Source organism: Nonomuraea maritima (genome assembly GCF_900100395.1).
Classification (GTDB): domain Bacteria; phylum Actinomycetota; class Actinomycetes; order Streptosporangiales; family Streptosporangiaceae; genus Nonomuraea; species Nonomuraea maritima.
In genome coordinates this window covers 73236-89930 of the sequence record NZ_FNFB01000013.1, presented here as the reverse complement: position 1 = coordinate 89930, position 16695 = coordinate 73236, and the positions used below count along the sequence as shown (strand labels likewise).

At 70.5% G+C, this 16695-nt stretch carries 18 protein-coding genes; 13 read left to right on the top strand and 5 right to left on the bottom strand.

The genetic code is table 11. The annotated features are described in order from the left end of the window. Window positions 1-66: 66 nt before the first annotated feature. The 3 genes from BLR04_RS21330 to BLR04_RS21320 all read left to right on the top strand — a co-directional run bounded on the left by BLR04_RS21330 (window position 67) and on the right by BLR04_RS21320 (window position 1991). Window positions 67-1092, top strand: coding sequence for a leucine-rich repeat domain-containing protein (locus tag BLR04_RS21330; RefSeq protein WP_176903211.1), 1026 nt, complete (start codon window positions 67-69; stop codon window positions 1090-1092). A gap of 67 nt (window positions 1093-1159) precedes the next feature. Beyond that, entirely contained in the window at window positions 1160-1585 is a 426-nt protein-coding gene (locus BLR04_RS21325; RefSeq protein ID WP_090768050.1) for a hypothetical protein, read from the top strand. A gap of 43 nt (window positions 1586-1628) precedes the next feature. Beyond that, window positions 1629-1991, top strand: a complete 363-nt coding sequence (locus tag BLR04_RS21320; RefSeq protein WP_090768047.1) for a hypothetical protein — start codon at window positions 1629-1631, stop codon at window positions 1989-1991. A 102-nt stretch (window positions 1992-2093) separates the two neighbouring features. On the opposite strand, the gene BLR04_RS21315 is transcribed toward BLR04_RS21320, so the two are convergent. Beyond that, complete coding sequence (locus BLR04_RS21315; RefSeq protein ID WP_090768044.1) at window positions 2094-3137, bottom strand: LacI family DNA-binding transcriptional regulator; 1044 nt, start codon at window positions 3135-3137, stop codon at window positions 2094-2096. A gap of 118 nt (window positions 3138-3255) precedes the next feature. Between BLR04_RS21315 and BLR04_RS21310 the strand changes: the two genes are divergently transcribed. From BLR04_RS21310 to BLR04_RS21290, 5 genes are read left to right on the top strand one after another with little or no spacing between them, the layout of a single operon-like run. Next, window positions 3256-4485 (top strand): amino acid ABC transporter substrate-binding protein, encoded by a 1230-nt coding sequence (locus BLR04_RS21310; RefSeq protein WP_090768041.1) that lies wholly within the window; start codon window positions 3256-3258, stop codon window positions 4483-4485. Next, entirely contained in the window at window positions 4482-5360 is an 879-nt protein-coding gene (locus tag BLR04_RS21305; RefSeq protein ID WP_218129101.1) for a branched-chain amino acid ABC transporter permease, read from the top strand. The genes BLR04_RS21310 and BLR04_RS21305 overlap by 4 nt, the downstream gene beginning before the upstream one ends. Continuing rightward, window positions 5344-6333 carry a branched-chain amino acid ABC transporter permease gene (locus BLR04_RS21300; RefSeq protein WP_218129100.1) on the top strand — a complete coding sequence of 330 codons (990 nt, stop codon included), beginning with the start codon at window positions 5344-5346 and terminating at the stop codon, window positions 6331-6333. Before BLR04_RS21305 ends, BLR04_RS21300 begins: the two co-directional genes overlap by 17 nt. Further along, window positions 6330-7061 carry an ABC transporter ATP-binding protein gene (locus tag BLR04_RS21295; RefSeq protein ID WP_090768034.1) on the top strand — a complete coding sequence of 244 codons (732 nt, stop codon included), beginning with the start codon at window positions 6330-6332 and terminating at the stop codon, window positions 7059-7061. The genes BLR04_RS21300 and BLR04_RS21295 overlap by 4 nt, the downstream gene beginning before the upstream one ends. A gap of 16 nt (window positions 7062-7077) precedes the next feature. Continuing rightward, window positions 7078-7824: an ABC transporter ATP-binding protein gene (locus BLR04_RS21290; protein ID WP_090768031.1), complete on the top strand. Its 747-nt coding sequence runs from the start codon at window positions 7078-7080 to the stop codon at window positions 7822-7824. On the opposite strand, the gene cydB is transcribed toward BLR04_RS21290, so the two are convergent. Both cydB and BLR04_RS21280 read right to left on the bottom strand, forming a co-directional pair. Further along, window positions 7809-8687 (bottom strand): cytochrome d ubiquinol oxidase subunit II, encoded by an 879-nt coding sequence (gene cydB, locus BLR04_RS21285; RefSeq protein ID WP_090768028.1) that lies wholly within the window; start codon window positions 8685-8687, stop codon window positions 7809-7811. The genes BLR04_RS21290 and cydB overlap by 16 nt on opposite strands. 16 nt (window positions 8688-8703) lie before the next feature. Then, window positions 8704-10047 (bottom strand): cytochrome ubiquinol oxidase subunit I, encoded by a 1344-nt coding sequence (locus BLR04_RS21280; protein ID WP_090768025.1) that lies wholly within the window; start codon window positions 10045-10047, stop codon window positions 8704-8706. Between the two features lie 917 nt (window positions 10048-10964). Here BLR04_RS21280 and BLR04_RS39830 point away from each other — a divergent pair. Next, window positions 10965-11795 carry a hypothetical protein gene (locus BLR04_RS39830; protein WP_143022129.1) on the top strand — a complete coding sequence of 277 codons (831 nt, stop codon included), beginning with the start codon at window positions 10965-10967 and terminating at the stop codon, window positions 11793-11795. Between the two features lie 45 nt (window positions 11796-11840). On the opposite strand, the gene BLR04_RS21275 is transcribed toward BLR04_RS39830, so the two are convergent. Next, entirely contained in the window at window positions 11841-12695 is an 855-nt protein-coding gene (locus BLR04_RS21275; protein WP_245740396.1) for a polysaccharide deacetylase family protein, read from the bottom strand. A gap of 142 nt (window positions 12696-12837) precedes the next feature. On the opposite strand from BLR04_RS21275, the gene BLR04_RS21270 reads away from it, so the two are divergent. The 3 genes from BLR04_RS21270 (at window position 12838) to BLR04_RS21260 (ending at window position 15520) form a co-directional block, all read left to right on the top strand. After that, entirely contained in the window at window positions 12838-13653 is an 816-nt protein-coding gene (locus tag BLR04_RS21270) for an SRPBCC family protein (protein WP_090768019.1), read from the top strand. Window positions 13654-13782: 129 nt separating this feature from the next. Beyond that, on the top strand, window positions 13783-14676 hold the full coding sequence (locus tag BLR04_RS21265; RefSeq protein ID WP_090768016.1) for a hypothetical protein: 894 nt from the start codon (window positions 13783-13785) through the stop codon (window positions 14674-14676). 175 nt (window positions 14677-14851) lie between these two features. Next, a complete protein-coding gene (locus BLR04_RS21260) occupies window positions 14852-15520 on the top strand; it encodes a DsbA family oxidoreductase (RefSeq protein WP_090768013.1) in 669 nt (222 codons plus the stop codon). 61 nt (window positions 15521-15581) lie between these two features. Here the strand turns inward: BLR04_RS21260 and BLR04_RS21255 are convergent, their stop codons facing one another. Further along, complete coding sequence (locus BLR04_RS21255) at window positions 15582-16232, bottom strand: thymidine kinase (protein WP_176903210.1); 651 nt, start codon at window positions 16230-16232, stop codon at window positions 15582-15584. Between the two features lie 78 nt (window positions 16233-16310). Between BLR04_RS21255 and BLR04_RS21250 the strand changes: the two genes are divergently transcribed. After that, window positions 16311-16694, top strand: a complete 384-nt coding sequence (locus tag BLR04_RS21250; protein ID WP_090768005.1) for a hypothetical protein — start codon at window positions 16311-16313, stop codon at window positions 16692-16694. The last annotated feature ends 1 nt before the right edge of the window (window position 16695 follow it).

The window sequence follows — 16695 nt, the reverse complement described above, 5'->3', positions numbered from 1 at the left end:
TGCTGCTTCAACTATCGCCCTGAATCGGACAAAAAGGGAATTGGCGTACGGCTCGGGCGTGCGATCATGGGAGCCGTGCGCGCCCCCGCTGACGGACTGACCGTCTTCCCCCCGATCCCCGCCGGCACCCGGGTCGTCGACCTGGCCTGGAACGAGATCGCCGAGGTGCCCGCGTGGGTGGCCGGCCTCGCCTCCCTGGAGGAGCTGCGGCTCGACGGCAACCGCCTGCGCGCCCTGCCCGACCTCTCGTCGCTCGCCGCGCTGCGCGCGCTCCACCTCGACGGCAACGAGCTGACGTCGGTCCCGCGCTGCCCGCCGCAGCTGGAAAGTCTCTTCCTGTACGGCAACCGGCTCGGCGCCCTGCCCGACCGGCTGCCCGCGACCCTGCGGCACCTCGCGGCCGGCGCCAACGGGCTGACCTCCGTGCCCGGTTCGCTGTGGAAGTCGGCCCGGCTCGAATCGCTCAACCTGGCGGAGAACGCGCTCGCCGAGATCCCCGCCGCCGTCGGCGGGCTGACCCGGCTGCGCATGCTCGACCTCGGCCACAACCGGCTCACCGAGATCCCGCCGGAGCTCGGCGACCTGCCGCTCACCGACTACCTCTACCTCAGCGACAACCTGTTCACCGAGGTGCCCGACGCCATCGGACGGCTCGACCGGCTGGCCTACCTCAACCTCACCCACAACCGGCTCCGGCGACTGCCCGACGTGCTGGGCGGCATGCGGGCGCTGGTGGAGCTGCGGGTCTACCACAACCGGCTGGAGGCGCTGCCCGAGACGATCGGCGGTCTCGCGCGGCTGCGCGAGCTGCACGCGCAGCGCAACCGGATCGCCCGGCTGCCCGGCTCCCTCGCCGGGCTCGGCGAGCTGCGCGTGCTCGACCTGCGCGGCAACCTGCTGCGCGAGCTGCCGGGCGCGCTGCCGCCCCGGCTCACCCACCTCGACCTGCGGGAGAACCGGCTGCGCGACCTGCCGGAAAGCCTCGGCGACCTGCCCGCGCTGGAGAAGCTCGACCTGCGCTGGAACAAACTCGACGGCGACCCGGAGGTCCTGCACCGCCTCCAGGCGAGGGGCTGCGTCGTGCTGCGCTGAGCCGGAGTGGGTGAGGCTGCGTCGTGCGGCGCTGAACCTGCGGCGGTGGGGGTGCGTATCTTCGCGCATGACGACATTTCCACGTCTGGCCGCTTTCGCGCTGCTGGCCGGGCTGGTCGCCGGCTGCTCCTCCGGGGGCGGCTGGGGCGACTACGTCGCAGCGGGAGACGAACAGCCGGCAGACGCCGCCCCCCTGACCGTCGAGCAGCTCTCGGCCAAGGTCGCCTGCACGCCCAAGATGCAGGTGGAGGCCGACGACATCCGTACGGGCTACTGCAAGACCGCCGACGGCGAGTTCTTCGTCAACACCTTCAGGACGGAGACGCTCAAGGACGCGTGGATGGACCAGGCGCCGGAGTACAACCCGCACCTGGTCGGCCCTCGCTGGACGGTGCTCGGCCCGCTGGAGGTGCTGGAGGCGTTGAAGGGGCCGCTCAACGGCGACCTGCACCTGACCGATCACCGCGTCACCCCGACGCCCACACCGAGCTAGCAGGTTCTCGAACCGCGCCCGGCGGGGCTGCGTACCACCGCACATGACGACATTTCCACGTCTGGCGTCGATCGTGTTGCTGGCCGGGCTCGTCGCCGCCTGCTCCTCCGGGGGCGGCCACCTGCCCGGCACCGCCGGTCTGACGGTCGAGCAGCTCTCCGCCCGGGTCGGCTGCGCGCCGCGGCTGCAGGCCGAGCCCGGCGACGTCCGTACGGGACATTGCCGGACCCCGGACGGCGCGTTCTCCATCAGGACCTTCGCCAGCAGGACGGGCCGCGACGCCTGGATGGCCGCCGCGACCGGCCCGCACCTGGCCGGCGACCTCTGGACGGTGCTGTCCCGGCGCGACGTGCTGGGCCTGCTCCAGGAACGCCTCGGCGGCGACCTGTATCCGCATGAAGGATAGCCCGAAACCCATTTCGGCCCTTTCGAAATCGAGATTTCAGGGCACCGCCATCGCGTGGTGCGGAGGGTTCCGTGTCGGTCGGATGCCGTCGAGGCCCCTGCTTCAGTGGGTCGGAGGGGCGGCCGTCGAGGCCCGTACCACCAGCTCGTGGCCGGTGCGGCGGCGTCTCGGGCGGGTGGCCGGTGGGCGGAGCACCAGGTCGAGGGCCTGCCTGCCCATGGCGACCATGGGCAGGCGGATCGTGGTGAGCGGCGGATAGACGTCGCGCGCCGGTGGCACGTCGTCGAAGCCCGCCACCGAGACCTCATCCGGCACCCGCCGCCCCGCGTTGAGCAGCCACGACAGCGCGCCCACCGCCATCGGGTCGTTCAGCGCCACCACCGCCGTGAGCCGGGGGTGCGCCCGCATCAGCCGGGCGGTCGCGGCCGCGCCGCCCTCGCGGGTGAAGTCGCCGGACGCCACCGGCACCGCCCGCCAGTCGAACCCCGCCTCCCCGTACGCCGTGCGCAGGCCGGCCAGCCGGTCCTCGACCGTGGTCAGGTTCTCCGGCCCGCCGATCACCCCGAGCCGCCGATGGCCGAGGCCGAGCAGATGACGCATGAGGGCGGCGGCGCCCGCGGCGTTGTCGGGCAGCACCGCGTCGACCGGCAGGTGGTGGCGGCCGATCACGGCGACCCGGCCGCCCGCCGCGGTCACCGAGCGCACCTCGGCGGCGATGTCGGCCTCGGTGCCCGGCTCGACGTACCCCGACCCGGCCAGCACGATCGAGGTCACCCGGTGCGCCCGCAGCGCCCTGATCCTGGCCAGCTCGGCACGCGGGTCGCGCTCGGTCTGGCTGATCAGGGCCAGGTAACCGCGCCGGTCGGTCTCCCGCAGCACACCCCGCGCGATCTCGCCGAAGTACGGGTCGCCGACGTCGTGGACGACCAGCCCCACCATCGACGCCTGCCCGCCGGCCAGCGCCCGCGCGTGGCTGTTGGGCACGTAGCCCACCTGGGACGCCACGGCCCTGACGTGCGCCGCGACCTCGGCGCTCACGCCGCTGCTGCCGGTCAGCGCCCGCGAGGCCGTCGCCAGCGAGACCCCGGCGGCCTTCGCCACGTCGACGAGGCGGGGCGGTGGGGGAGAGGAAGGTCGCTCGGCCATCCGGTGCACGAACCCCCTCTTGTCCGGGGCTGGATCCCGTGTAATCGTAACCGAAAGCGCTTCCGAAAGCGCTTCCGAAAGCGCTTTCGCTCCGCCTCTCATGACGGGGGTCCCCTCCATGACACGACTGCACAAGGGCCTGGCGATCATCTCCCTCTGCGCTCTGGGACTGACCGCGTGCGCGAAGACCGACGAACCCGGCGTGGCGCAGTCGCCGGGGCAGCAGCAGGGCGCGGTGCGTATCGGCATCTCGCTCCCGCTCACCGGCGACTTCTCCGAGCCGGGCAAGGGCATCCAGGAGGGCTACCAGGTCTGGGCCGACCGGGTGAACGCCAAGGGCGGCCTGCTCGGCAGGAAGGTCGAGCTGATCTTCCGCGACGACGCCTCCGACCCCAACCGGGTCAGCTCCGACTACGAGTCCCTGATCACGCAGGACAAGGTCGACCTGGTCTTCGGGCCGTTCTCCTCGCGGCTGGTGATCCCCGCGGCGAAGGTCGCCGAGTCGTACGACATGCTGTTCGTGGAACCCGCCGGGGCCGCGGCCGAGGTGTTCGAGCAGGGCTTCACCCGCCTGTTCTACGCCGCCCCTGCCATCGCCGACGACCACTACAACTATCTGGCCGACTACCTCGTCAAGCTGCCCGCCGACCAGCGGCCGAAGACGGCCGCGTACGCGAGCCTCGACGACCCGTTCGCCCAGGGCACCGCGTACGGGCTGCGCGACAAGCTGGCCGCGGCCGGCATCAAGACCGTCGTGGACGAGGTCTACCCGCCCGAGACCACCGACTTCGCCCCCATCGCCGCCAAGATCGCCGCCGCGAAGCCCGACGTGGTCGTGGGCGGCACCCAGTTCGAGGACGCCGTCGGCCTCGTGCGCGCGCTCCAGGAGCTGAAGGTCCAGCCCAAGCTCGCCGCGTTCTCGACCGGGCCGACGCTGCCGGAGTTCCCCGACGCGGTGAAGGACGCGGCCGAGCACATCGTCTCGCCCGTCGGCTGGTCGGCCGTCGCCGACTTCCCCGGCAACCAGGAGATGGTGGCGCGCTACCGCGAGATGTTCGGCAGCGAACCGCACGAGGACGCCGCCAACGGCTACACCGTCGGCCAGATCGTCGAGGCCGCCGTGAACGCCGTCCAGTGCGTCGACCCGAGCCCGACGTGCCAGGACAAGCTGACCGACCACCTGCGGCAGGGCACCTTCCAGACGGTCGTCGGCCCGCTGTCGTTCGACGAGAAGGGAAGGCCCGAGCAGGCGCACATGATCCAGCAGTACGTGGGCGGCAAGGTCGAGATCGTCCTGCCCGAGCAGGCGGGGACCACCGGCCTCGTCTACCCGAAGCAGGCGTGGTGACCCTCCTCCTGCAGGGGCTGGCCCTGGGCGTGCTGACCGGCGGCCTGTACGCCCTGCTCGCCTCCGGCCTGTCGCTGTACTTCGGCGTCATGCGGGTGGTCATGGTGGCCCATCCGGCGTTCCTGTTCCTCGCCGCCTACCTCACCTACACCGCGCACACGGCGTTCGGGGTCGACCCGTTCCTGGCGCTGCCGGTGACCGTGCCGCTGTTCTTCGCGCTGGGCGTGGCCGTGCAGCGGCTGCTCGTCGCCCGGCTCGCCCCCGACAACCTGGCCATGATGTCGGTGCTGCTCACCTTCGGGCTCGCGCTGACCATCGAGGGCCTGCTCGGCACCTTCTACACCGGCTCCTACCGTTCCGTCAGCATGGACTACGCCACCAGGTCGCTCACCGTCGGCGGCGTGCACCTGCCGTACGACAAGATCATCGCGTTCTCGGTCGCCGCGCTGACGCTCGCGGTGCTGTTCGCCGTGCTGGTGAAGAGCCGGTTCGGACGGGCGCTGCGGGCCACGATCCAGCACCGCGAGGCCGCCCGCCTGGTCGGCATCCCGACCGAGCGGGTCGCCGGGTACGGGTTCGGCGTGGGCCTGGCCACCGCCGCCGTGGGCGGCGCGGTGCTGGCGCTCATCACGCCGTTCTTCCCCGCCTCGCACTGGGTCTGGATCGGCAAGCTCATGGCCGTCATCGTGGTCGGCGGCCTCGGCAGCGTGGTCGGCGCGGCGCTGGCCGCCGTGCTGCTCGGCGTGGTCGAGGGCGTCGTGCTGGTAACCGTGGACGCCACCTGGGCCACGATGATGTTCTACGTCTTCCTCTTCCTGACGCTGCTCGTGCGCCCCCAGGGGTTCTTCGGAGGCAGGCTTGCGCATCGCTTCTAGGGCGTTCCCGTTACTGATCGCCGCGCTGGCGCTCGGCTACCCGTGGCTGGTGCCCAACTACTACCTCGTGTACGCCGGCGCCCTGACCGTCATGTACGCCGCCATGGCCACGTCCTGGAACCTGCTCGGCGGCTTCACCGGCTACGTCTCGCTCGGCCACTCGGCGTTCTTCGGCCTGGGCGCGTACGGCACCGGGTTGCTCGTCACCCGCCTCGACGTGCCGTGGGCGGTGGCCCTGCCGGTCTCGGCCGCGCTGGTCACGGCGCTGGCCGCCGGGGTCGGCGTCGCGGCCGTCCGGGTGCGCGGCGCGTCGTTCGTGATCGTGTCGATCGCGCTCGTGTCGATGACGAACCTCGTCGCGCAGGGCTGGCGCTCGCTGACCGGCGGGTCGTCCGGCCTCCAGGTGCCCTCGCCGTTCCCCGGCCTGCACCGGGGTCAGACGCACATGGCGTTCTTCTACCTGTTCCTCGCGCTGCTCGCGCTCGCCCTGCTGACCTGGTGGTACGTCTCCCGCTCCCGCTTCGGCGCGGGCCTTCTGGCCATCAGGGAGGACGAGGACAAGGCCGAGTCGCTGGGCGTGCCCACCGCCGCCTACAAGGTGACGGCGTTCGCCCTGTCGGCGCTGTTCGTGGCGCTGGCCGGCGGCCTTTACGCGCTCTGGTTCGGCAGCCTCGACCCGATCTTCGTCTTCTCCATCCTCATCGGCTCGAACATGGTGCTCATGAGCCTGCTCGGCGGCGTCCGGCACCTGTACGGGCCGCTGCTCGGCGCGCTCATCGTGGCCCCGGCGGGCGAGTACTTCCTCATCGCGCTCGGCGAGACGCAGATCCACCTGACCGCGACCGGCCTGGTGCTGATCCTCGTCGTGCTGTTCATGCCGGACGGCATCCTCGCCCGGTTCACCCGCCGGCGCGCGGGGCCGTCCATCCCCGACCGCAGCGCCGGCGAGCGCCTTCATGAGGTGACCCCGTGACCTCGCTGCGCACGGACGGGCTGACCAAGGCGTTCGGCGGCGTGCGGGCCGTCGACGGCGCCACGGTCGAGCTGCTCGACGGCCGGATCAACGGTCTCATCGGCCCGAACGGCTCCGGCAAGACCACGTTCTTCAACATCGTCACCGGCATGATCAGGCCGGACGCCGGGCGCGTGCTCTACCGTGACCGCGACATCACCCGGCAGCCGCCGCACCGCATCGCGCACGCCGGCATCGGGCGCACGTTCCAGCTGTGCCGCGTCTTCCCCCGGCTGACCGTGCTGGAGAACATGCTCGTCGCCGTGCGCCGTACCGGCCTGCGCGAGCTGCTCGCCGGGCTGCGCGACAGGGGCGAGGTCGAGCGGGCCCGCCACTGGCTGCGCCGCATGGGCATCGAGCACCTCGAGGACGCCGAGGCCCGCGACCTGTCGTACGGGCAGCAGAAGCTGCTGGAGCTGGCCGCCGTCCTCATGGCCGAGCCCGACCTGGTGCTGCTCGACGAGCCCGCCGGCGGGGTCAACCCGGCGCTCATCGACCGGATCACGGGGCTCGTCCGCGACCTCAACGCAGAGGGCCGCACGTTCCTCGTGGTCGAGCACAACATGGACATGGTCATGGGCATGTGCGACCACGTGATCGTCTTCGACCGTGGCGCGCCCATCGCGGAGGGCCCGCCGTCCGTGGTGCGCGAGGATCCGCGGGTGCTGGAGGCGTATCTCGGTGTCTGATCCGGTGTCTGATCCGATGTCTGGTCCGATCGCTGCCGAACAGGTACTCGCCCTGGAGGGCGTCGTGGCCGGGTACGGCAGGGCCGCGCCGGTGCTGCGCGGCCTGTCCGTGACCGTGCGCGCGGGTGAGGTGGTCTGCCTGGTCGGCCCGAACGGCGCCGGCAAGTCCACCGCGCTCAAGGTCGCGAGCGGCCTGCTCGCGCCCCGCTCCGGCCGGGTGATGCTGGCCGGGCGCGACGTGACCGGCCTCACGCCGCAGCGGCTGCTCGCCCTCGGCCTGGCCCACGTGCTGCAGGGCCACAGCGTCTTCCGCGAGATGACGGTGGCGGAGAACGTGCGGCTCGGCGGTTACACCGTCCGCGACCAGGCCCGGCTGGACGCCCGCATCGAGGTCGTCAAGGAGCTGTTCCCCGTCGTCGCCGAGCGGTGGGGGAGCATGGCGGGGCTGCTGTCGGGCGGGCAGCAGAAGCAGGTGGAGTTCGCCCGCGCGCTCATGCTGGAGCCGTCGGTGGTGCTGCTCGACGAGCCGTCGATGGGGCTCGACCCGCGCAACACGCAGGTCGTCTTCGACCAGATCGACCTCATGCGCCGGGCCGGGGTCGCGGTGCTGCTGGTGGAGCAGAACGCGCGCAGGGCCCTGGAGATGGCCGACGTCGGCTGCGTGCTCGACCTCGGGCGCGTGCACATCTCCGGGCCCGCGCGCGAGCTGGCGGCCGACCCCCGGCTCGGCCGCCTCTACCTGGGCGGTCAGCCGGCCACCTGAACCCGCTTCCTGAACACCCAGTACGACCACCCCTGGTAGAGCAGGATGAACGGCAGCGTCGCCAGCCCGATCCAGCTCAGCACCGTCAGCGTGTACGCCCCCGAGGCGGCCTCGGCCAGCGTCAACCCCGGAAGGGGGCGCACCCGCAGCTGCAGGAACACCGCCAGCGCGGTCAGCACGACGGCCGCCGCGGTCGCCGTGAACGCCCAGCCCTCCCGCCGCCGCCAGATCAGCGCCGTGGCCGCCGCCAGCGCCCCCGTCGCGGCCAGCGCCGGGAACGTGCCGAGGCCCGACAGCGCCGCCACCGCCACCGGGACGGTCACCACGGCCGCGGCCAGCGCGGCGACGCGGGCGCGGCGGCGTACCTGGCCCGTGGTCTTCAGCGCCAGGAAGACCGCGCCGTGCAGCAGGCACACCGTCAGCGTGAACGCGCCGCCGAGCAGCGCCGCGGACGTGCTGCCGAACAGCAGGTGGGCGAAGATCGCGCCCCACAGGAACGCGGGCAGCGCGCTGCCGGCCGCGATGCCGAGGTCGCACCACAAGGTGCCGGCCACCTTGCCGCGCCACTCCAGGCCGACGCCGCGCACGATCAGCCCGACCAGGACGAGCAGCATCGGCAGGTAGTACGCGCTGAACAGGCCCGCGTACCAGGCGGGGAACGCGGCGAACATGGCCCCGACCGCGGTGATCAGCCACACCTCGTTGCCGTCCCAGACCGGGCCGATGGTCTGCAGGCCGGCGCGGTGCTCGGCGGCCGACCTGCTCACCAGCGGCGCGAGCATTCCGACGCCGAAATCGAAGCCCTCCAGAACGAAGTAACCCGTCCAGAGGAAGGCGATGATGACGAACCACAACTCGACCACTGTGTGCTCCTCAGGGTCAGTACATCAGCGAGGGCTCGCGCCGCTCGGCGACCGGGGTGGGGGTGTGTTCCTCGACGCCGCCGCGGACGTGCCGGACCAGCAGCACGCCCTCGGCCACCGCGAGGGCGCCGTACAGCAGCGTGAAGACCGTCAGGGAGGTCGCGACCGCCGCGAGCGAGACGCCCGGCGAGACGCTGGAGGCCGTCAGCAGCTCGCCCGCGACCGTCCACGGCTGGCGGCCGATCTCGCTGAGCAGCCAACCGGCGATCACCGCGATCAGCGGCAGCGGCAGCGCCAGCAGCAGCACCCGTGACAGCCAGGCGGGGAACTGCCGCCTGCGGCGGGTCAGCCACAGGCCGAGCAGCGACAGGCCGACGGTGGTCAACCCGAACGCCAGCATCACACGGAACGACCAGAACACGATCGTCTCGTCGGGACGGTAGTCGCCGGGGCCGAACTGCTGCTCGAAGCGCCGCTGCAGGTCGTCCGTGCCCTGGACGACGGAGTCGGGCTCGTGGGTGGACAGGAAGCTCAGCAGCTTGGGGATCTCGAGGCCGGGCACGATGCTGAAGCCGGCGCCCGCGGTGTCGTGCCGGAGCCCTTCCGCCGCGGCCAGCTTCATGGGCTGCTGCTCGTACAGGAGCCTGGCCGAGGTGTCGCCGGTGCCCGCGACGACCAGGCCCGCGACGGCCGTCATCACCAGCGCCCCGCGGGCCGCGCTGCGCCACATCGGGGCGCCCGTCCGCAGCAGCCAGTAGCCGCACACCGCCAGGACGAAGCCGCCGGCCACGATGAAGGCCGCCCCGATCACGTGCGGGATCTGGGCGAGCGCCGCCGAGTTCGTCAGCACCGCCCACAGGTCGGTCATCCTGGCCTTGCCGTCCACGACCTCGTACCCGACCGGGTGCTTCATCCAGGCGTTGGCGGAGAGGATGAAGGTGGCCGACAGGTTGGACCCGATGGCCGCCGCCCAGATGCAGGCGAGGTGGATCCGCTTCGGCAACCGGTCCCAGCCGAAGATCCACAGGCCGAGGAACGTCGACTCCATGAAGAACGCGAGCAGGGCCTCCAGGGCGAGCGGGGCGCCGAAGACGTCGCCGACGAAGGTCGAGTACTCACTCCAGTTCATCCCGAACTGGAACTCCTGCACGATGCCGGTGACCACGCCCATGGCGAAATTGATCAGGAAGAGCTTCCCGAAGAACTTCGTGAGCTTGAGGTAGTGCTCCTTGCCGGTCCGGTGCCAGGCCGTCTGCAGACCCGCCACGAAGATCCCGAGACCGATGGTCAGGGGCACGAACAGAAAGTGGTAGACGGTGGTCACCCCGAACTGCCACCGCGCAAGGTCAAGTGCGTCCATATCCCCGCAGCTTCCTGAGCTCTACATGCTGTAGTACTTCTATGCATAGTAGTACTACAGCTCGTAGAGCAACGCGATGCGACCTTGGTCACAGCGGTCTAGCTGTACTCCTGTGGTGGTGGTCGGGCTCGCTTGTCATGCGCGGATCACGTGCGTAGCGATGGCTGCCCGTCTCTGTCGACGGGACCGCGCTCCGGGAGTGGTTCGCGCCAGTAGTGTGCAGCCCCTTTCTGAAGAGCGCGGCGATAGCGTTGGCCGCCTTGGTGCAAGCCAGATGCTGTACGTGCGCTTCGGCGCGCATGTATCACTTGGCTTCTTGGTGGGTGCCCTGGGGGTCATCCATTTGCCTTTCTGTCAAGCCCTACCTCCACGCCTCTCCACGCCTTCCCCCGCGCGATTGCGGCCAAGGCTGTACCCCCCGCTCGAGCCGGCCTCGAGTCGAGGGGGCTGCACTCATGTTGCCTGGGGAAATCTGGTCATCCCAATTTCGGTGTTCTTCGAGCCGGATGAGGGTGCCAAGATCGCCGTGCGCGTGGCCACAGTATGAGGCAATGTTTCTTTTCGGTATGTGCAGCTCGTCGATGCGGATGTGGGCGAATATCATCACAAATGGTGTTCGAATCCATTCCCGACCATGAAGATGATCAAGTTGTTCGCATGTTCACCGAGGACATGGACTTATCGATCTTCGAAGGATGTCGATGGCAGACCCAGTAGATAGATCCGACGAAAGTGCAAGCACAAGTCCACCGGCGGATGGAGCCAGTGCAGAGTTACCGTCTGTGCAGAGGCCGGACGTGCATGAGGTATCCACACCAGCTGCATCCCCCTCTGCGCCTGTGGCGACGACGTCGGCGCCACTGGATAACTCGTCGCCCGCTACTTCCACAGCTTCGAGTCGAGCTCCCGCAGCCGACATGCCGTCCGCCGTCCGCGACTCAAGCTCCAGTTGGAGGGACAGGTCCAACATCATCGGTCTGCTCACGCTTGTTGTTACTGTTGTTGCTGTCGGGGTCACCATCTACTACAGCAATGATTCCTCGAAGTCCGGGCGCTCTCAGGCAGAGAGCGGCGAAGTGCAAGCGCGCACCGGTATATCAGAAGCAGCGCGGCAGCCCAATCTCAAGGTCGCGCGTGTCGCTGCCTACATTGAGGGAGGGATCGACGGCACCGACTTATCGGAAGGGGCTGGGGGTGAAAAACTTGAAAACCTGCATGGCCCACACGTGGACATCACCTTTGAGAACCGAGCTCCCGGTCCATCTCTGATCACCAGGGCAACGCTAAAGCTGCGGGAGGCGGGACTTCTGCCGGTGTGTCATGCCACCGGGGGGCCGCTGATGATATCCGTAAATTACGATTTTCCGATGCCGTCGGAAATTCCGAAGATGCCGTACGAAAAATCGAAGGATATTAGTTTTACAGTCGAGGACAACAAGATCGATCGTCTGACCCTCACTATGGGGCCTGAAACGGTCGGGTGGGGGCGACCCTGGTACGGAGTGGTAGACGTCGTCTTCGAGCACGACGGAACGAAGACGACCGTCGGCCCCATCTCAGTCGTCGACACAGGAGGGGATGCTGAGTTTTACCCTGACGGCGATACATGGATCATCGAGAACATCAGCAACCCTGCCTGCTTAGATGAGACGGCAACGCTTGTAGACCGGCTCATGAGCATCCCTGATGTCACCGTTTCGAAGGAATTAAAATCACTGCGATCGAAACTCATCTCCATGGGGCACTGACCTCTCGGCCGGATGACCCTGGTGTGTCCCCGTAGGGGCAAGTCACTACGACTTGGCCGCGTCCAGGTACGCGCGCAGGTCGCCCAGCGCGAAGCCGCGGCGCTTGATCTTGTTCACCAGGACGCGGAAGTCATGCGCCAGACCGGGACGGAAGTGCACGAGCAGGATGTCGCCCGGGCGCAGCTTCTTGTCGGGCACCTGGTAGGCGATCTTGCCGCCGGGCTGGACGGTGGCCGACCACAGCAGCACGGTGTCCATGCCGCAGCTCTTCGCGGCCCGCAGCGTGTCGGTGTTGTAGCTCCCGTACGGCGGGCGGAACAGCTCGGGCCGCCTGCCCAGCTCCTTGCCGAGCAGTTGCGCGGAACCGCAGATCTCGCGGCGCTGGGCCGCGTAGCCGAGGGTGCGCAGGTCGGGGTGGGTGAGCGTGTGCGACTCGACGGGGGCTCCTGCGTCACGCAGCTGCCGGAAGTAGTCCCACTTGCCGGCCCCGACGTACCTCGCCGTGCCGCCGGCCTGGTCGGGGACGCCTCGGGCCTCGACGGCGTCGCGCATGGCGAACACCGTGACCGGGACGCGCTCGTCTCGGACCTGCTGGACGAAGCCAGGGTCCTGCTCCCATCCGTCGTCGATGGTGAGGAAGACGACTTTGCGCTTCGTGGGGATCATGCTCACCACGGGCGGCAGGCCACCGGACCCGGCGATCGTCCGCACCTCGCCCGCGCGCGGCTTGACGCCCGGCGGCGCGGTGACAGCGGGGGTGGGAGTGGGGGACGGCCGCCCGGTGGGCCCGGCGGACGGCGTGCTCTCGCCGCCATGCGGCCGGGCCGTCAGGGTGGCCGGGGCGGTCACGGGCCCGCGGGCCGGGGCGCACGAGGCGGCGAGGACCACTAAGCCCGCCACACCTGCCGTCCGTACGGCTCGTCCCGCGCCTCTCCGCCGCCCTTCGATCATGGGCCACTATCCTGCCACCGCGACACGACGCGGCTCGCCTCTGGCAGGTCTTGCCCTTATCGGGCGGGGTCCCCGTGCCTAGAGTGAGCACATGAACGTGGCGGGCAGTGCCGTGATCGGCGCATCGAGAGACCTGGTGTGGGCGGCGCTCCAGGACCCGGCGGTGCTGGTACGCACCATCCCGGGGTGCGAGCGGCTGGAGGAGACCGGGCCGGACGCGTACCGGATGACGCTCACCGCCGGAGTGGCCTCGATCAAGGGCGTCTACCAGGGGGAGGTGGTGCTGTCCGACCCGCTGGAACTGGAGAGCTTCACCCTGCGGGCGCGCGGCCAGGGCGCGCCCGGCACCGTGGACGCCACCGTGCGGGTACGCCTGAGCGAGACCGACGGCGGCACCCGCGTCGACTACGACGCCGACGCCGTGGTGGGCGGCATGATCGGCGGCGTCGGCCAGCGCATGCTGACCTCGGTCGCCCGCCGCACAGCAGCCGACTTCTTCACCGCCGTGGACACCCACCTCAACACCCCAGCCGCCGTCGCCGCGCCCGCCTTCGCCGGCGGGGAGCCCACCGTCCTCACCGATGCGGGCCTTGCCCACGGAACGGCTTCCGGCGGCGCCGGAGCTCCCGGCACCCCTCGGTACGCGGGCGAAGGGGGTGCGGGCGGGGTGCGGGAGAGCGTGCCCGCCAGGCCATTCGTCCCCGCACAGCCGACCGGCCCCGCAGGAGTGACGACCGCACGCAGCCCCGCTGTCGAGCACGGAGGAGCGGTCTACGAGCGCCCCGCCCGGCGGCCCGCCGAGACCCGCCCGTGGGTGATGCTGGCGTCCTTCGGCATGGGCGCGGCCGTGGCCCTCGCCGGCGCCGCCCTCGGCTGGCTGGTCGGCCGCACCTCCCGCCGCCGCTGAACCGCCGCCACTGAACCGCCGCCACTGAACCACCGCCGCCGTCCCGCCCGTCACCGGTGGGTGCACTGGTGCAGGTCGGCGGGGGATTCGAGGCTCGCGGAAAAGGATCTCCCGGCGTAGCGTGGCGGTATGCGGGAGGCACACGCTGAAGACGCACGTACCGAGGCCAGGAAAGTCGTACGCAACCTTCTGGGCGAGGAGCGGCCGACGGCCGCGACGCTCGTCGCCGACGTGCGCCCCGTGCTGGGCGACGACCGTACCGCGCGGGCGCTCGAACTGGCCGTCGGCGCGTCCCTCACCCGGCGCTCCGCCGAGCTGGCCGCCGTCGCCGCGCTTCTGGTCGGCAGCCGCGAGCTGGGCGAGGAGTGGTGGACGCGACCGCGCGGCGGCAAGCTGCCCGCACCCGACGAGGTGCTGAGCACCGCCGTCGCCATCGAGCCGTGGACCGACCTGTCGGCGCTGGAGATGCTCGCCGCCTGGGTCTCCGACGACGCCGCCGACCAGGTGTGGGGTCCGCCGGTCGCCGAGGTCGACCTGAACTCGTGGCAGGCGGAAGACCGTTTCGACCTGCCGGGGGACGCGAGCCCGGGGCAGCGGCTCGTCGTCCACTTCGACGCGGGCGGACGGCTCGACGCGGTCGTCACCCGGCGCTCCAGCGGCGAGCTGGGCTCCAACCTCGACTTCCAGTCGCTGCGCTACTCGCGTCCCGCCGAGGCGCAGTGGAGCTGGGGCGTGGCGGCCGGGCTCGGCCCGCACCGGCTGCCGGGCGAGAGCCCCGACCCGTACGCGCGCGAGGTCTCTGCCGAGGCCGCAGCCACGCTGCGGGCGTGGGCGCTGCGCCACGGCGCGACCGAGGAGCAGCTCGGCGACTGGCTCACGGTCGGCGACGTGGTGGCCGCCATCGAGCGGGTCGACTGGATGTGGCGCAGCGGCGAGTGGTTCGGCTGGTGGCGCGGCGCCTCGGCGCTGGTGGACGACTCGGCGTACCTGCCCTACCGGCTGGAGGAACTGGCCGCCGAATGACGCGCGGTACCGGCCCCACCGGTTGGAGGAGCGGCGAGCGGCCCGAGAAGTGGCTGCCGGATGACGCACCGGTCGAAGGAGTCGGTCGCTGGGTGACGCGTCGGCTGGAGGAGGGCGTCGGTGCAGGACTCATCGGGCAGGAATCACGGAGTGAGCGGCGGGGTTGGGACCGTACATGAAGGTGGAGATCTTTTCTGATGTCGTGTGCCCCTGGTGCTATATCGGGCACGCCCGGTTCGCCAAGGCCGCCGAGCGGTTCCGGGCCAAGGGCGGCACCATCGAGGTGACGATGCGCCCGTTCCAGCTCGACCCGAGCACCCCCGAGAAGTCCGAGTCGATCATCCCGGCGATGGAGCGCAAGTTCGGCCCGAACGCCCGGCAGATGATCGACCGGGTCGTCGGCGTGGCCCAGGACGACGGGCTGGAGATGAACTATGCCGACGCCCTCAGCGCCAACACGCTGGAGGCGCACCGCCTGACCGAGCTCGCCGCCCGCCAGGGCCGGGGCACCGAGATGGCAGAGCGGCTGTTCCGCGCGTACTTCGTCGAGGGGCTCGACGTGTCCGACAGCGACGTGCTGGCCTCCCTCGCCGCCGAGGTCGGTGTGGACGACACCGGCGAGGGCGCCGACGCGGTGCGCGAGCACCTCGACCGCGCCCGCGCTCTCGGGGTCACCGGGGTGCCGCTGTTCCTGTTCGAGGGCAAGTACGCCGTCTCGGGCGCCCAGCCGGAGGACACCTTCGCCGCCGCCATCGACGAGGTGGCCGAGCGCACGGGCCAGACGCCGATCGTGCAGCTCGCGACCCCCGCCGACGGGTGCGAGGACGGCACCTGCGCCATCTGACCGGGCGTCGGCGGCTGCCGGGATCGTCCGTGGCGCTCCGGCCTTCAGGCCGGGGAGCGCGTCAAGCGGTCGCGGCGCCGCCGGAGCCCTCGCCCAGCTGGCCCGAGCGGTGGTGGCGGCGGCAGAGCACCTGGTAGCGCACCGGCTCGTCGCCGGTGTCGCCGATCACGACCTGCTCGCCCGTACGCGCCATGACGCCCCCGACCACGCGGGCATTGAGCAGTCCTGGACGCCCGCACCAGCACAGCACCTCGACCTGCAGCCGGCACACCTCGTCGGCCAGCTCGAAGAGACGCTGCGCCGCAGGGAACATCGTCGCGCGGAAGTCGGAGGCCAACCCGAACGCGTAGACGTCCACGCCGTGCTCGTCGACCAGGTCGGCGAGCTGTTCGATCTGCTCGACGGTGTAGAAGCACGCCTCGTCGCAGATGAGGTAGTCGACCCGCTCGTACGACGTCACCAGCCCGAGCAGGTCGAGGGAGTCGTCCACCTCGATGGCCTCGAGACCGAGCCCTATCCGGCTGGTGACCTTGGGCCCGCCGGAGCGGTCGTGCTTGGTGAGCACCAGCCCCCGCCGGCCCTGTCGGCCGTGGTTGTAGTTCATCTGGAGCGCCAGGGTGGACTTCCCGCAGTCCATGGGGCCGAAGTAGAACTTCAGTACGGCATCTCTGGCACCAGAGGGAACGGCAGACAAGGCAGACAGTTCAGTCACGGGCCGTCAGCTTAGTGGCTTGGCTAGTCACCTGACCGCGTGGGACATTTCTCCCCTACGTAACAGGGAGGATCAACTGTGGTCACCGACAAGCCCCCCACCGCTCCGCCCGCACTGGAGGCGATGATGACGCCTGACGAACTGACGGCCGCCCAGGCCGACGCCACGCGGTGGCGGTACGGTTTCCTCGTCGTCGTGGTGGGCATCGTCGCGGTCCTGGCCGCCTTCTGGGCGGCCGTGTTCGCGAGCGGCCAGTTCGCCACCCTGTTCGCCGGAGTGGCCGGGGTCGTCGGCACCATCATCGGGGCCTATTTCGGGGTGCAGGCCGGCCAGTCGGGGAAGGCGAGGGTCGAGGCGGAACTCGCCAAGTCCCAGGAGATGGTGGTGCGGCTGGCCGCGTACGTCGGCACCGAGAACGCGCCCCGAGTCATCGACGAAGTGCTCGGCCGTCGCCGAATCTGAG

Coding starts and splice junctions, on each gene's coding strand:
- BLR04_RS21270 (WP_090768019.1), top strand. CDS start 12,838: ATGAACGTGGCGGGCAGTGCCGTGATCGGCGCATCGAGAGACCTGGTG.
- BLR04_RS21310 (WP_090768041.1), top strand. CDS start 3,256: ATGACACGACTGCACAAGGGCCTGGCGATCATCTCCCTCTGCGCTCTG.
- BLR04_RS21290 (WP_090768031.1), top strand. CDS start 7,078: ATGTCTGGTCCGATCGCTGCCGAACAGGTACTCGCCCTGGAGGGCGTC.
- BLR04_RS39830 (WP_143022129.1), top strand. CDS start 10,965: ATGCCGTCCGCCGTCCGCGACTCAAGCTCCAGTTGGAGGGACAGGTCC.
- BLR04_RS21315 (WP_090768044.1), bottom strand. CDS start 3,137: ATGGCCGAGCGACCTTCCTCTCCCCCACCGCCCCGCCTCGTCGACGTG.
- BLR04_RS21320 (WP_090768047.1), top strand. CDS start 1,629: ATGACGACATTTCCACGTCTGGCGTCGATCGTGTTGCTGGCCGGGCTC.
- BLR04_RS21330 (WP_176903211.1), top strand. CDS start 67: ATGGGAGCCGTGCGCGCCCCCGCTGACGGACTGACCGTCTTCCCCCCG.
- BLR04_RS21260 (WP_090768013.1), top strand. CDS start 14,852: ATGAAGGTGGAGATCTTTTCTGATGTCGTGTGCCCCTGGTGCTATATC.
- BLR04_RS21265 (WP_090768016.1), top strand. CDS start 13,783: ATGCGGGAGGCACACGCTGAAGACGCACGTACCGAGGCCAGGAAAGTC.
- BLR04_RS21325 (WP_090768050.1), top strand. CDS start 1,160: ATGACGACATTTCCACGTCTGGCCGCTTTCGCGCTGCTGGCCGGGCTG.
- BLR04_RS21280 (WP_090768025.1), bottom strand. CDS start 10,047: ATGGACGCACTTGACCTTGCGCGGTGGCAGTTCGGGGTGACCACCGTC.